Genomic DNA, 15,062 nt, shown 5'->3' with positions numbered 1-15,062 from the left:
AATGGCGGCGTTTGAATACAAAGCCCTTGATAGTAAAGGCAAGCAACAAAAAGGTGTGATAGAAGCTGATACTGCGCGTCATGCAAGAAGCCAGCTGCGTGAGCAGCGCCTTATGCCGCTAGAACTTCAGCCTGTCAGTGAGAAAGAAGCCCGTTCACAGCGTGGCGGTTTTAATTTAGCCTCCCTATTTAAAAAGCGTATTTCTGTTGCCGAATTGGCATTGATCACGCGCCAAATAGCGACATTAGTGGCCGCAGGCTTACCCATTGAAGAAGCGTTAAAAGCGGTGGGGCAACAGTCTGAGAAAGATCGCTTAGGTAGCATGATTATGGCGGTGCGTTCTCGGGTGGTTGAAGGTTACAGCTTAGCTGACTCAATGGCCGAATTTCCGCATGTGTTTGATGACTTATACCGCGCGATGGTAGCGTCGGGTGAGAAATCAGGCCATTTAGAAGTAGTGCTTAATCGACTTGCCGATTACACAGAGCGTCGTCAGCAACTCAAATCCAAGCTTACTCAAGCAATGATTTACCCTATTGTATTAACCGTGGTCGCTATTGGTGTTATTGCCGTGTTATTGGCAGCTGTGGTGCCAAAGGTTGTTGGGCAGTTTGAGCACATGGGCCAAGAATTACCCGGCACAACTCAGTTTTTGATTCTTGCCTCAGATTTTGTACAACATTGGGGGGTTGTGGTCGTACTGCTTATTTTTGCTGCTATGGTGATGTTCCAGCGGCTGCTGACCAATCCGATTATGCGGATGAAATATGATACAGCTCTTTTGCAAATGCCCGTAATTGGCAAAGTCAGTAAAGGGCTTAATACCGCCCGATTTGCGCGAACATTAAGTATTTTGTCAGCCAGCTCGGTCCCATTACTTGATGGGATGCGAATTGCCAGCGAAGTTTTGCAAAATGTTAAGGTGCGCGCTGCTGTTGATGAGGCTACGGCGCGAGTCCGTGAGGGAACTAGTTTAGGCACGGCGTTGACTAATACTAAGCTATTCCCTGCAATGATGTTGTATATGATTGCATCGGGTGAAAAAAGTGGCCAGCTTGAAAACATGCTGGAACGTGCAGCAGACAACCAAGACCGAGAGTTCGAGTCGAACGTTAATATTGCATTGGGAGTATTTGAACCTATGCTAGTCGTGAGCATGGCATCGGTTGTATTATTTATTGTAATGGCCATTTTACAGCCTATTTTAGAGTTAAATAACTTAATCAGCGGCTAGTTTTGAAGTTGTGTATCTTGGTGGGATAACCGTATACCAAGATTAATACTTAATTTTACGCACGAATATATAGACAATTTTTAGAGGAAGTAATTAATGCAACATAATAATAAACAACGTGGTTTCACCTTACTCGAAGTAATGGTGGTGATTGTTATTTTAGGTATTTTAGCGTCAATGGTTGTGCCCAATCTGATGGGTAACAAAGATAAAGCCGATCAACAAAAAGCGGTATCAGATATTGTGGCATTAGAAAATGCATTGGATATGTATAAGTTAGATAACAGTATTTATCCAACCACAGAACAAGGTCTCGATGCGTTGGTGCAAAAACCTACCTCGTCACCAGAGCCGCGTAATTTCCGTGAAGGTGGGTATGTTAAACGTTTACCACAAGATCCATGGCGCAGTGACTATTTATTATTAAGCCCTGGTGAAAATGGCAAAATTGACATCTTCAGCGCAGGACCAGATGGACAACCAGGTTCTGAAGACGATATCGGAAGCTGGAATTTACAAGATTTCCAATAAGATGATTCATCATCGTCAAGCCGGTTTCACTTTATTAGAGGTGTTAATTGTGGCATTGCTAATGGGTTTGGTTGCCTCTGCGGTAACCATGTCTATTAGTGTTGCTGGGCCGGAACAAATGCTCAAAAAACAGGCGCAACGTTTTATGACTGCAACTGAGATGGTACTTGATGAAAGTGTCTTAAGCGGTCAGTTTATTGGCATTGTGATTGACGAAGATCAATATCAGTTTGTGTTTTATAAAGAAGGTAAATGGATGCCTGTTGATCAAGACCGGCTATTATCGGCCAAAAAAATGGATACCGGTATTACCTTAGATATTGTGATCGATGGCATGCCATTAGTTCAAGAAGACGAGCAAAATGAGTCTTGGTTTGATGAGCCTTTTATCGACGAAGAGAGCGAAGAAGATAAAAAGAAACATCCTGAACCGCAAATTTTATTGTTTCCCAGCGGAGAGATGACTCCCTTTGAACTGGGTTTTAATACGATCAATGATGACCGTCAGCCAGTCAATGTGCTGGTTGTGGGTGACGCGTTAGGTCGCTTAACATTAGGGCGTGTAGATGAATAAACTCACATCATATCGACGCCCTCAATACTGGAAAGTTAACAGCTCAGATATTAAAAGCTTACGCGGTAAGAATCGTGGTATGACTTTACTTGAAGTTATCGTTGCTTTAGCGGTGTTTTCCATTGCAGCGGTATCGGTGACCAAAAGTTTGGGCGAACAAATGGCGAACATGCCCATTTTAGAAGAACGAACGTTAGCGCAATGGGTAGCCAGTAATCAAATGGTCGACGTGCGTTTACCTGGTACCTTTCCTGATATAGGCCAAAAAACGGGTCAGTCAGAGCTCGCAGGTCGTGAATGGTATTGGCGCCAAGAAGTGATTAAAACCACCGATGATAAATTTAGAATGATCCGTATTAGCGTCAGTGACGACGACAAATTTAAACGCGTAGTGGCTCAGGTAAGCAGTTATGTCCATAACAAAGCCTAGGCATTTTAGCGGCTTTACCTTACTCGAAATGCTTATCGCGATTGCGATTTTTGCCATGCTGGGTATCGCGGCAAACTCAGTATTGTCGACGGTAATGAAAAATGATGAAGTGACCAAAGAGTTTGCTACTCGGCTTAAGTCATTACAGCAAGGTTTTGGTGCGTTAGAACGTGATTTGGGCCAAATGGTGGCGCGTAGCCCTAGATTATTTGAAGGTGATCGTGGCAGCCGTTTTTTTCAGGCTGGCGATAATATTCTCGACTCAGAAACCGAAGCACTGGTATTTTACCGTTTGGGCTGGTTAAACCCAGATGGCATGTTACCTAGAGGAAGTCTGCAATCGGTTGCTTATGTGGTTCAAAATGGCCGCCTTGAGCGTTGGTATTATCCTTATCCTGAACCTGTATCAGGTGCTGAACCATTAAAAAGCGTGGTTATTGACCATGTGCTGTCAATTGAGTATTCGTTTTATATGGATGATAAATGGCAGAAGCAAGTTGATGGAACCGTGATGCCAAAAGGGATTGCGATGGAAATAGAATTAGAAGGTTTAGGTAAAATTCAACGTCGTTTTTTACTGCCTAAAGGTGCACCAGCAACTAAGTCTGACTCCTCCGATGATGGGAAACCCTCATAATGGGCGGCCAAAAGCAACGCGGGGTTGCATTAATAGTAGTGATGCTAATTGTTGCTATGGTGGTGATTATTGCCACCAACATTAGTAGTCGTAATCAGCTGTCAATGCGCCGAACGCTTAATCTAGCCCAATACGATCAGGCTTATTGGTATGCCCTTTCTGCTGAAGAGCTGGCGATGAAAGTGCTCAAGCAAGATTTTGAAGATTCAGAGGGAACCGTACATTTACAACAGTATTGGGCCTTGGCCAATGTGGCATTTCCGGCTGAATACGGTGAAATTGTCGGTGAAATACAAGATATGCGGGCATGCTTTAATGTTAATGCCGTCGGTCAGGCATCGGAAAAAAACAAAAATGGTCAGCCCGAAATGACCGTTGCAGCCATACAGTTTCAATCGTTACTGATCAGCTTAGGGGTTGATGAGTTTGGCGCAGAGCAATTAACGTCAACTCTTAAAGATTATATCGATGAAGACACGTTATCTGGCCCATATGGTGCTGAAGATGCCGAATATGAATCTCGTAATGTGCCATATCGTGCAGCCAATACCTTAATGCAGCATCGCAGTGAGTTACGTGCAGTGTTAGGATTCAGCCAAGATGTTTACCTGAATCTTATACCTTATGTATGTGCAATACCTGGTGAAGACAGCCAATTATTAAATGTAAATACCATTAAGGTTGAGCAAGCTGCTTTACTGGCAGCAATGCTAGAAAATAAAATATCAGTCAGCGAGGCTGAAAATATTATTAACAATCGTCCAGCTGATGGATATGAAAAAATTGAAGAGTTTTGGGAAGGATCGTCACTTAGTGGCATAAAATCCGAAGCGAATGTAAAGTCGAGTTTTGTGGTTGATAGCCAGTACTTTTTATTGAAAGCTGGCGCCAAAGTCGATACAGCAATATTTCGAATGGAAAGTGTCCTGAAGCGTAATGGTAAAGATTTAGATGTGCTCACCCGTCAGTATGGTGGCCAACAATAATAACAAATTCATTGCGTAACAATACGTATTGAGATCGGTGGAGAATAAACAGTGTCTGAACGGCTATTTATCCGGTTAGGAAAATCATCAGAACACCCATGTTCGTGGCTTGTATGGTCAGAACAAGAGCAAGAGATCATCGCTTCTGGTGAATTATCTGATGCCGCCAGTCTCAGCACTTTAGCTGAGCGTGCGGGTAATCGTCCTGTTGATGTACTTGTGCCTGCGGCCAACATGACATTGACACAAATTATGTTGCCCGAAAAAGGCCAACGCCAAGCATTAAAGGCGTTGCCATACATGTTAGAGGAATCATTAGCGACGAATGTAGACAATATGCATTTTGTTGTTGGGCCTCGTGAAGGTGAGCAGCTTAATGTGGCTGCAGTGGCACATGAGCAAATGCAAATATGGCTTGAATGGCTTCATCATGCAGGCTTAAAAGTAAAACGTATCGTGCCAGATTGTTTAGCGTTGCCGTTAGAGCAATGTCGTTGGGCAGCAATGAGTGTTGGTAGCGAGTATTTAATCCGAACGTCTGAAGGTAGCGGTGTTAGCGTGCCTAAAGCATGGTCTGCATTTGCACTGCCAAAGCTATTAATAGCTGCAAAACCTAATGATAATGAATCGATTAGTGTTGCAAGCTACAGTGACGATATTGTATTTGAAGGTGTGGATATTAATAACAAGCCACTAGATTTACCGATGATGGTACTAGCAAAAGGCATTTTGAACGCCCCAATCAATTTACTAAGTGGCATTTATAAACCTAAGCATGAATACAGTAAACAGTTACTCACCTGGAAAAACGCGGCGATTGTAGTGATGATTGCGATTGTTTTAGCCTTAGCAAATAAAGGCATCGCCATCCATCAACTGAATAATCAGACCACAGAGCTGCAAGCTCAAAGCGAAATGATTTTTAAACAAGCCGTGCCGGGTGTTAACCGTATTGTTAATATGCGATCACAAATGGGCAGTGAATTACGCAGCATGCAAGGCCAAGGTGGCGGAGCCGAATTTTTTGAAATGCTAGATGGTTTAAAGCCTGCATTTAGTAAGGTGCCAGAACTTAAACCGAACACTTTGCGTTACGAAGCCAATCGTAATGAGTTACGAATGCAAGTCACAGCAAAAACGTACGGCCAAATAGATACATTTAAAGAGCTTGTTAGCAAAGACTACCTCCTCGAAGGTGGTGCCATGAATAGTAGCGAAGAAAGCGTTACCAGTACGCTGACGTTAAGGAATAAATAACATGGAAAACATGCGTAGTTGGTGGCAAGGTTTAGCCATTAGAGAACAACAACTTGTTGGTTTTTGTGCAGCAGTATTGGCAATTGGCATTATTTATTGGGGCATTTGGACACCCATTTCGAATGCTCAAGATACCGCCGAACGTGATAACAGCGCAGCGCAACAAACGTTAAATTATGTTAAACAAACCGCCAATAAAATAGCGGGTCTGAAACAAGCGGGTGCGCAAGCTAAAGTCCGTGGCAGTTTAAGTTCTGTGGTAAATCAAACGGCCGGACAATATAAATTAGAGATCACCCGTATGCAGCCGCAAGGCGATAAAATTCAGCTATGGATGGATGACGTACCATTTGATGCGTTACTGGGTTACTTACATGACTTAGTAGAGCAAAAGGGCTTAACGTTAGACAGCGTAGATCTAACCGAATCAGACGTTGCTGGCTTTGTAAAAGTAAGACGTATTCAGCTTTCTCAGTAAGGATTTTTTGTGAGCTTATTTTCAAAAATAGTCATTGGCGTCATTATTTACCTAGCGTTTTTATTGGTTTATTTACCGGCGAACTGGTTAGTCAGTATCGCTCCGTTACCTAATAATGTGGTTATCACAGGTGCCGAAGGTACGCTTTGGCAAGGAAAGGCGGCGTTAATCACTATTGAACAACGCCAAATAGAACACGTTAGTTGGCAGTTAAGTCCGTGGGGATTACTGCTTGGTAAAGCCGATATCGATTTTAATATTGGTAATCGAGCTACGGCTGTTAGTGGTAAAGGTAGTGTGAGTTGGTCGTTATCTGGGTTGAGTGCGAAAAATATTCGACTTGATCTACCCGATAGTTTTTTATTAGCGGGCGCCCGTTTACCTTTTAAAACCAAAATTGATGGCGATGTGAGTTTAATGGTTGCAGTGCTAGAGCAAGGTAAACCATGGTGCGAACAATTAAACGGTAAATTATTTTTAAATAACACCAATGTTAAAAATCAATATGGTGTGTACCCTTTAGGTAACATTGCATTGGGGCTCAGTTGTCTTGATGGTCAATTACAAATTGCCACTGATGAAACCCAAAACGTATTAGGCTTAACGGGAACCGCTATTCTAGGCGAGTCAAACTTGATTAAAGTAAGTGCTAAAATTAAACCGACCGATGCCCAACCTAAAGATTTACGCGATTCGTTATCCTTTTTAGGCCGACAAGACAGCCAAGGTTATTACCCTATCAACTATCAAGGCGTTGTGCCTGGCTTGTAAAATCGGTTGATATTTGAATAACTAATGCCTTGATATCACTATCAAGGCATTTTTATATCGGCAATAATTTATCGAATAACCTCAACAACTACCTTATTAACTATGATCAGACATCAACCGCTATTTAACGATCATTCACTACTTGGGTCGTTTTTATAGCGACATCGCTTATACCGAGTTCAGTGCCAACGATAGCGGCTGGTAATCTGTAATCGCGGGAAAGTTGGCAAATTCAATATGAGGTTTCTGGCTATCGGGATTTTTAATCCCGAGTTGATAACCTATACCTGCCTTTTTCGATGCCGCTAATATCACTTCGCTGTCATCAATAAATAAACACCGTGACGGATCCAAGTTGAACTTAGTCAGTGCATACTGCCAAAATTGCGGATGTTCTTTGGGATAACCGCTTTCATGGCTCGATAACATTTTATCTAAACCGTGGCCTAAATTGGTATGAGTTAGCTTAAGCGCTAAGCTTTGAGGGTGAGCATTGGTAAATAAAATACGTTGTTTACTTGCCCCAGCCAATGCCTGTAAAAAAGGCATGCTGTCTTGGCGAAGTTTAATTCTGTCTGCCGATGCATGGTGTAGCGCCAAAATATCGAGTTGTAAATAGCGTTGCCAGTAATCAAGACAATACCAATCTAAGGTGCCAACCACATCATAATAAGCTTGTTTGACTAGAGTATTGGCTTCATCCAAGCTTATTTTGCGTTGCATGCTTAATTGTTGCGGTACAAGATGTAACCAAAAGTGGTTATCAAAATGCAGATCAAGCAAGGTACCATCCATATCGAGCAGTACTGTGTCTATAGCATTCCAGTCAAACATCAATTAATCCTTTGCAGAAAAAAGCATTGCAATCACTTGTGGTTATCTCTACTTGTACTAGCCTTGAAGTTAGTTTTTAACATTTATGGCACCACTTTGATACTGCAAAGATCAGGGCCTAAATGTATAACTCTTGTTAACCATGGTTATTAAAATATTTGCTTGTGGCTAAATTCAAACGAGTTGCATCGTGGCATTATCAGCCAGCTACAATCAATTGCTAACCTTGTCATCCGTTGGTAGGTATTAATGTTAAATCAGCTAAACCCGCTATTGAATTTCAGTGTACGCCCAGCTAGTGATGATGACGTATTTATCATGGCAGAGCTGTTTCATGCTACTCGCAGCGATTTCAATCAGCTTGGTTTACCCCAAACAGCAGTGGATCTGATATTGCAGCAGCAATATCAACTGCAACAAATGTCCTATAAAAGCCAGTTTCCTAGTTCAAGGGATTATATTCTATGCCGCCAAGCAGGCCTTAGCGATTAATCCAGAATGTTTGCACCTTGTTGATTTGGTTTGCGCTCCAGAGGCGCGCAGTAAAGGCATTTGTTCAGCGGTTTTAGAAGCGCTTAAATATGATACCAAGGTACGGCAGGTCCCTATTTGCTTGTCTGTCGCGCTAGACAATCCAAGAGCAAAAGCGCTTTACCTTCGACAAGGATTTAATCTTATAGGCGTGTCAGACACTCATGGAAGTATGTAGTGCAATTATGTATGTATGTATGTATGTATGTATGTGATTGATATTGAGAATAAGATTGAAAGGTAGAAGATTAAAAGAAGGTTTTTTGATGTTGGTCTACTTTATGATAAGCATATTCTAATGTATATTCCTGTTACCTAAAGGTTACAATGTTGTTTTTTTTACTACAATTGTATCACTCGTCTCATTGTATTTTTTTACTGGTGGTAGGTAGTAAATTGCAAGGGACTCATTATCGATAACTCTAGGTCTCTATTTTTACGCTTGGTTTCAGAAGTTATGACGTTTAAAACAGTCAAGGTTAATTAGCTTAATCATAAATACTCTAAGGAGTCATTGAACACTTTTTACTTAATAGCGTGACTCCATCATAAGTTTTAATAAAGTAATATTTAATTTTTAATATTTACAATCATGTAGTTATGTTGGTTGTCGCCAATCGTGTTTCAATAAAAAATACAAGGCGTGTGTAGTAAAAGCTGTATTACTTTATAAATAATAATCAATCTAAGTTTAAGGGATGCAAATGAATATTCTACAAAAAAACTTTTATTGGTCGCTTTTTCCGTCGACCAATAGAAAAAACAGGGTTGTAGAGAAGAGACAATACCAATTTACATTATTTTCTCGGTGGCTGCTTATCTTGCCATTGTTTCTTTGCTCTAATCAGCTTTTGGCTGCTAAATTCACTATGTCAATATACACAGGCGGAGGAACTCCGACAGTAATGACAACCGCCGATGATGGCACTACGACTTTGACGGCCACACGTTCCGATGGCGGTAATCTCAATGGTGTATCCTCAGGCTTTCTAGACCCAGGCGTCATGGGCGGTTCCGATACTTATACTGTGACATTTAATGTCCCAATCACCATATCTTCGATTCAAATCGCAGAGTTTACTAATAACTCAACAGGCAACCATTATGTGCTGACGCCCAATATTGGCACAGCTTTTAGCATCGCAGATAACGACGGCGCGCTTGCGGGAAGTGTTACGACCCACACCCCCTCTACTTGGGTCGGAGTTACATCATTAACTTATTCCTATTCCGCTTCGGGCTGGAGAAATGGTCTTGATAACTTAGTGTTTACTGTTACCGCTCCCCCGAGTATTACCAGTGCTAACTATGATGCCAATACTGGAATATTGGCTGTTACAGCGCCTAGTATGACTGCTGGCGACGCTATTGATGTGAGTAAACTGACGTTAACTGGTCGCAATGATGACACTTATACCCTGACTAGCTCTAATGTAACAGCCAGTAGCTCAAGTGCCTTCTCTGTTACGTTAAATGCTGCTGATAAACTGGCTATTAATGGTTTATTAAATCAAAACGGTTTCGATGCTATTAACGGAAGCGTTTATAACTTGGCTGCAGCAGCTAACTGGAATGTTACAAAATCTTCGCCAGCAGATTTAACTGGCAATGGCATCACAGTCAGTAATGTGAGTGCACCTACCATTACCTCAGCGACTTACGATAGCAGTACCCATATACTCACCGCCACAGGTACCAATTTAGTTGGCCTGCCTGGCGCTAACAATGATATTAGCGTTAGTCTGTTAACCCTTACCGCTGAAGGTGGTGCGACCTATACGTTGACGTCTCCTGATGTTGAAACTTCGAGCACAAGTTCATTTTCCGTTACCTTAAATACCACTGATTATGGCGTGGTTGAGACCATTTTCAATAAAAACGGCAATAGCTCCACTAGCGGCACGACTTACAATTTAGCCGCAGCGGATGATTGGAATAGTGAAATCACTGGTGGCAATATTGCAGATGCCTCAAATGGCGTTACTGTATCGAATGTCCCTTCGCCTTCCATTAGCAGTGCAACTTATGATGTAAGTACCGGGATGTTAGTGGTCACTGGTAGCGGATTGTTGAGTAAAACTGGGGGGGGAAATGATATCGACATCTCCAAATTCACCCTCACGGGTGACGCGAGCAGTCATACCTTAACTTCAAATAGCGTTGAAATTACCAATGGCAGTAGTTTTTCAGTTACTCTTAATAGTACTGATAAAAACGAATTAATCAGTCGTCTCAATAAAAATGGTACTAGTTCAACGGGCGCTGTAACTTATAATATTGCAGCAGCAGAAGACTGGAATACAGGTGCAGATCTTGCGATTAATATCGCTGATTTGACAGGTAACGGTATCACTGTGAGTAATGCTGCAACAGTGTCGGATGCGCCTATTATAGGTACTGTAGTAGCAGGTATTGGTGAGGCGAGTGTTAGCTTTACCGCGCCAACTAATAATGGTGGTGCGGTGATAACAGGTTATACAGTTACCTCTAGTCCTGGAGGCTTTACTGCTAGTGGTGCTTCTTCTCCATTAATTGTAACAGGCTTGACTAATGGTACGGTCTATACCTTTAGTGTCACGGCAACCAATTCTGCTGGTAGTAGTGTGGCTTCGGTAAGCTCTAACAGTGTCATTCCTCAGGCTCTGCAAACTATTACTTTTACTAATCCAGGAGCACAAAATTTTGGCACTATGCCAACGTTGGTAGCGAGTGTCAGCTCAAGCTTAACACCAAGCTTTACCTCATCGACTTCCGGGGTGTGTACTATCAGCAGTGGCGGGGCCTTGAGTTTTGTCACGACAGGAAGCTGTACGATTAATGCTAACCAGGCTGGTAATGCGGCTTATTCAGCAGCAGCGCAAGTGAGTCAGACGTTTGATGTTAATGCAGTCGTAGCGGGAGTGCCGAGTATAGGTACTGCAGTAGCCGGAGATACCCAAGCAACAGTGAGTTTTACGCCTCCAACGAATAATGGTGGTGCAACTATTACGGGTTATACAGTGACCTCAACCCCAGGTAGTCTGACCGCCAGCGGTGCAGGCTCACCATTAACAGTATTGGGGCTAACCAATGGCACCGCTTATACCTTTAGTGTCACGGCTAAAAGCTCTTCGGGCACTAGTGCCGCGTCGAGTGCCTCTAACAGCGTGACACCTAATGGTGCTCCAGTGATTAATTCGAGTCCAATATTGAACGTTGATCAAGGTGCAAGTTATAGCTACACACTGACAGCTGTGGATACCGTTGGCGATACTCTCACCTATAGTGCTGTAAACATACCTATTTGGTTAAGCCTTAATACGACAACAGGTAATTTAACTGGTGTGCCTAGTAAAGAGAATATTGGTAGCCATGCTGTTGAATTAAAAGTAACCGATGCCGCAGGTTTATTTGCGACGCAAGCATTTACTTTGGACGTTAATGCGACCAATAGTGCTCCGGTTGCGAGCGACACCAGTGTCACATTAGACGAAGATGGCTCATTGAGTATTAGCTTTAGTGCCACCGATCCTGAAAACGATGTCCTCAGTTTTGAGGTTTTAACTCAACCAACATCAGGTAAGTTAGACAAGCATGGATCGGTTTGGTTATACACACCAGAGGCCGATTTTAATGGTGATGATAGCGTGAGTTTTATTGCCAAAGATGCCGAGCTAAGTTCACAACCTGGTTTGGTGAGTATCAAAGTTAATCCAATTAATGATGAACCTCAGGCTGTGGATGACAGTTATAGTCAAAGTGCATCAACAGATAGCAGTTATACCATTGCTGTACTTGATAATGATACCGACGTTGATGGCGATATTTTGATCATTGATGGTGCAGCTGCCGATGTGGGTAGTGTACAAGTAGTGGCGTCGCAGCTTAAGTATCAAGCACCTACTGATTTTGTCGGTCCTGTAACCTTGCGTTACACCATCTCTGATGGTCAAAAAGGCAGAAGCAATGCCAAAGTCCAGCTGCTTATTACAGGAGAAGGCTCTGCGGATGCGCCTGTGATTACCGTGCCTGAGGACATTACCGCGAATGCGACCGGGTTGTTCACTAATATTAAATTAGGCGTTGCTAAAGCAGTAGATAAAGCGGGTAATAAATTGGCGGTATCTTTAGTCAATACTCAACAATTATTTGCACCAAGCGAACACTTAGCCTATTGGCAAGCGACTGATAGCCAAGGTCTCAGCTCAATTAAATCTCAAAAAGTGACGGTGAATCCTTTGATTTCGATTAGTCGAAATCAGGTGGTTGCGGAAGGTGGTGAGGTGCAATTTAGTGTGTACTTAAATGGCATATCAGTGCAGTACCCCGTGAGTATTCCTTATACAGTGTCTGGTAGTAGCGATGCTAATGACCATGACTTAGTGGATGGTGTGTTTGAAATTACTTCAGGTTTAAGCGCAAGCTTTAGCGTCAATGTGTTCGATGATGGCATAACAGAAGCAGATGAAGAGTTGATTATCAGCTTAGACCCAAGCCTGAATCTCAGTGGACAACATGAAACACGGTTATTAATCACTGAAGCCAATATTGCTCCGCAGGCCAGTATTCAGGTGACGCAATCAGATGAACTGCGCAGTCAAGTGAGTAAGCAAGAAGGCAAGGTGTATCTTAAAGCGCGCACTCGCGATGCTAATGTACAAGATAATCTCTCGGAGGTTTGGTCTACAGGTACCTTGATATTAGAAAGCGACGAACAGGGAAGTTATTTTGACCCAAGTGAGCTTGATGAGGGTAATTACCCAATTAGTGTTGTAGTGACTGATGATGGTATTCCTGAATTATCGACAACAGTGCAATTAACCTTGCTGGTCAAAGCTGCATTACCAATACTTACTGGTGATGATTCTGATGGTGATTTAATACCTGATGATCAAGAAGGTTTTGCTGATACCGATAATGATGGTATTGCGGATTACCTTGATGCGATTAATGAATGTAACGTGCTGCAAGAGCAAAACAATGACCAATCGCTTTTCCTTGCCGAGAGCCAATCAGGAGTTTGTTTGCGCTTGGGTAATACTGCGCAGCTAAACGGTAGTGATGGTATCGAAGTTCAAGAAGATGATTTAATTGACGATCTACAAGCGGATAATCTCGGTGGTCTGTTTGATTTTGAACTCACGGATTTACCTAAACAAGGCGACAGTGTGAGAGTCGTTATTCCTCAAACATTACCCGTCCCCACAAATGCCGTGTATCGCAAATTTGTACGCGGTAGCTGGCAAGACTTTGTGTCCAACGCCAACAACGAAGTGATGTCTAGTGCAGGTAACTCCGGTTATTGTCCTCCACCAGGCGCTGCTGAATGGCTGGCGGGATTAACTGAAGGGCACTGGTGTGTGCAACTAACCATAGAAGATGGTGGTCCGAATGATGATGATGGTATCGCCAATGGCACCATAGTAGATCCGGGTGGGGTAGCGGTTATGCTCAACGGTAATGCATTGCCCCTTGCGATTGCCGATGCAGTTACAGTGCCAGTTAATCAGGGCATTGAAATTGATGTGCTGGCGAACGACAGTGACGCTGATGGCGATACCTTGACGGTGAAGCAAGTCATTAGCCAGTTTGGTACTGCAGAGGTGTTGGATAATCAGCAAATAAGTTACTTACCAGCGGAAGATTTCATTGGGACAGATGTATTGGTGTATAGCATCAGTGATGGTAAAGGTGGGACTGGTAGCAGCAAGTTAACCGTGACTGTTGTGGCGAATAGAGCCCCAATAGCAGTGGATGATATGGCCAGTACTGATGATAAAACCACATTGATATTGGATGTGTTGAGTAATGATACTGATGCTGACAATCAAACATTAAGCGTGATTGCAGTTAGTGCACAGCAAGGTAGCGTAATGATTGAAAACAACAAAATCCGTTATACCCCAATAACTGGTTTTGAAGGTGTTGATACCGTGAGTTATACCATTAGTGACGGTGAAGGTGGCGAGGCTACTGCGAACGTAATGGTTACAGTGAAGGCTTATCAGGCTCAAGTGGTCGAAAATGAGTCAAGTGGCGGTAGCATGCACTGGCTTTGGAGTGGTTTGCTATTGTTGGTGATAATGCTGCGTCTCAAACCGGAGAGCGGTTTTAAATATTATAAGGTTTTATCATTGGGTTTAGTGGTGTTGCTGGCCAGCTCGAGCCATGTTCAAGCCCAAGGATCATCTTCGGTATCACCTTGGTATTTGGATGCTGTTGTTGGTTTTAGCGAATCCGTAAATACCCAAGCAGAGTTACAGCGGGAAATCCCAACAGGACAGATAGAGGCCTTCGATAAATCCGATACGAGCTTTGGCTTCAGTATCGGCTATCAAGTTAATTCAGTACTTGCTTTTGAGCTTGGATATATCGATTTTGGTGAAGGCTCTACGCAGATAAGTGGCGAGAGTTTAAATACTGACCAATATCATGAGTTATTCAAATCCGTGTCGCCAATATTACCTACAGGATTCAATGTGGGTGTCGACTTGAGTTTAGTAGAGCATGATGGATGGCGATTTTCCGTGCCTGTAGGGGTGTTAGTGTGGGAGTCTGAAGTCAAAAGTTACTCTCAAGGGCAAACGTTAACGACTAAGTTTGATGGTACAGATTGGTACACCGGCATGCATTTAGATTATCAATTTACTCGCAATTGGTCAGCAGGTTTGGGCATTGATTATATTGCTTTGGCACCTAACGATATTTTGAGTTATCAATTAAACCTTCGCTATCAGTTTTAATCTTTAGTGGTTTTTATATCCTCTTATCAGCATGTTATTTCTAATGCTTAGATAAGGGGATATTTTTTATGTCATAA

At 42.7% G+C, this 15,062-nt stretch carries 13 protein-coding genes; 12 read left to right on the top strand and 1 reads right to left on the bottom strand.

Features of this window, described 5'->3' with window-relative positions:
- The first annotated feature begins 1 nt into the window (after nucleotide 1).
- From gspF to EGC86_RS18950, 9 genes are all read left to right on the top strand, one after another.
- On the top strand, nucleotides 2-1,234 hold the full coding sequence (gene gspF / locus EGC86_RS18990) for a type II secretion system inner membrane protein GspF (protein ID WP_123778619.1): 1,233 nt from the start codon (nucleotides 2-4) through the stop codon (nucleotides 1,232-1,234).
- Nucleotides 1,235-1,330: 96 nt separating this feature from the next.
- Complete coding sequence (gspG, locus tag EGC86_RS18985; protein WP_011635600.1) at nucleotides 1,331-1,765, top strand: type II secretion system major pseudopilin GspG; 435 nt, start codon at nucleotides 1,331-1,333, stop codon at nucleotides 1,763-1,765.
- A gap of 1 nt (nucleotide 1,766) precedes the next feature.
- Nucleotides 1,767-2,339 (top strand): type II secretion system minor pseudopilin GspH, encoded by a 573-nt coding sequence (gene gspH / locus EGC86_RS18980; RefSeq protein ID WP_011635601.1) that lies wholly within the window; start codon nucleotides 1,767-1,769, stop codon nucleotides 2,337-2,339.
- Entirely contained in the window at nucleotides 2,332-2,769 is a 438-nt protein-coding gene (gene gspI, locus EGC86_RS18975; protein WP_011635602.1) for a type II secretion system minor pseudopilin GspI, read from the top strand. Before gspH ends, gspI begins: the two co-directional genes overlap by 8 nt.
- The gene (gene gspJ / locus EGC86_RS18970; RefSeq protein ID WP_123778617.1) at nucleotides 2,750-3,406 is read left to right on the top strand and encodes a type II secretion system minor pseudopilin GspJ; all 657 of its coding nucleotides are present in this window, start codon (nucleotides 2,750-2,752) and stop codon (nucleotides 3,404-3,406) included. Before gspI ends, gspJ begins: the two co-directional genes overlap by 20 nt.
- A complete protein-coding gene (gspK, locus tag EGC86_RS18965; RefSeq protein ID WP_123778615.1) occupies nucleotides 3,406-4,392 on the top strand; it encodes a type II secretion system minor pseudopilin GspK in 987 nt (328 codons plus the stop codon). The genes gspJ and gspK overlap by 1 nt, the downstream gene beginning before the upstream one ends.
- Nucleotides 4,393-4,443: 51 nt before the next feature.
- On the top strand, nucleotides 4,444-5,649 hold the full coding sequence (gene gspL / locus EGC86_RS18960; RefSeq protein WP_123778613.1) for a type II secretion system protein GspL: 1,206 nt from the start codon (nucleotides 4,444-4,446) through the stop codon (nucleotides 5,647-5,649).
- Nucleotide 5,650: 1 nt separating this feature from the next.
- Entirely contained in the window at nucleotides 5,651-6,127 is a 477-nt protein-coding gene (locus EGC86_RS18955) for a type II secretion system protein M (RefSeq protein WP_123778611.1), read from the top strand.
- A gap of 9 nt (nucleotides 6,128-6,136) precedes the next feature.
- The gene (locus tag EGC86_RS18950) at nucleotides 6,137-6,898 is read left to right on the top strand and encodes a type II secretion system protein N (protein WP_123778609.1); all 762 of its coding nucleotides are present in this window, start codon (nucleotides 6,137-6,139) and stop codon (nucleotides 6,896-6,898) included.
- A gap of 168 nt (nucleotides 6,899-7,066) precedes the next feature.
- Here the strand turns inward: EGC86_RS18950 and yrfG are convergent, their stop codons facing one another.
- Nucleotides 7,067-7,732 carry a GMP/IMP nucleotidase gene (gene yrfG, locus EGC86_RS18945; protein WP_123778607.1) on the bottom strand — a complete coding sequence of 222 codons (666 nt, stop codon included), beginning with the start codon at nucleotides 7,730-7,732 and terminating at the stop codon, nucleotides 7,067-7,069.
- Between the two features lie 249 nt (nucleotides 7,733-7,981).
- On the opposite strand from yrfG, the gene EGC86_RS18940 reads away from it, so the two are divergent.
- The 3 genes from EGC86_RS18940 to EGC86_RS18930 all read left to right on the top strand — a co-directional run bounded on the left by EGC86_RS18940 (nucleotide 7,982) and on the right by EGC86_RS18930 (nucleotide 14,985).
- On the top strand, nucleotides 7,982-8,224 hold the full coding sequence (locus EGC86_RS18940) for a hypothetical protein (protein WP_123778605.1): 243 nt from the start codon (nucleotides 7,982-7,984) through the stop codon (nucleotides 8,222-8,224).
- 10 nt (nucleotides 8,225-8,234) lie between these two features.
- Nucleotides 8,235-8,441, top strand: coding sequence for a GNAT family N-acetyltransferase (locus EGC86_RS21245; RefSeq protein ID WP_165872462.1), 207 nt, complete (start codon nucleotides 8,235-8,237; stop codon nucleotides 8,439-8,441).
- Between the two features lie 727 nt (nucleotides 8,442-9,168).
- The gene (locus EGC86_RS18930) at nucleotides 9,169-14,985 is read left to right on the top strand and encodes an Ig-like domain-containing protein (protein ID WP_165872461.1); all 5,817 of its coding nucleotides are present in this window, start codon (nucleotides 9,169-9,171) and stop codon (nucleotides 14,983-14,985) included.
- The last annotated feature ends 77 nt before the right edge of the window (nucleotides 14,986-15,062 follow it).

The organism is Shewanella frigidimarina, assembly GCF_003797125.1.
Lineage (GTDB): Bacteria > Pseudomonadota > Gammaproteobacteria > Enterobacterales > Shewanellaceae > Shewanella > Shewanella frigidimarina.
This window is presented reverse-complemented; position numbering and strand designations above follow the sequence as displayed.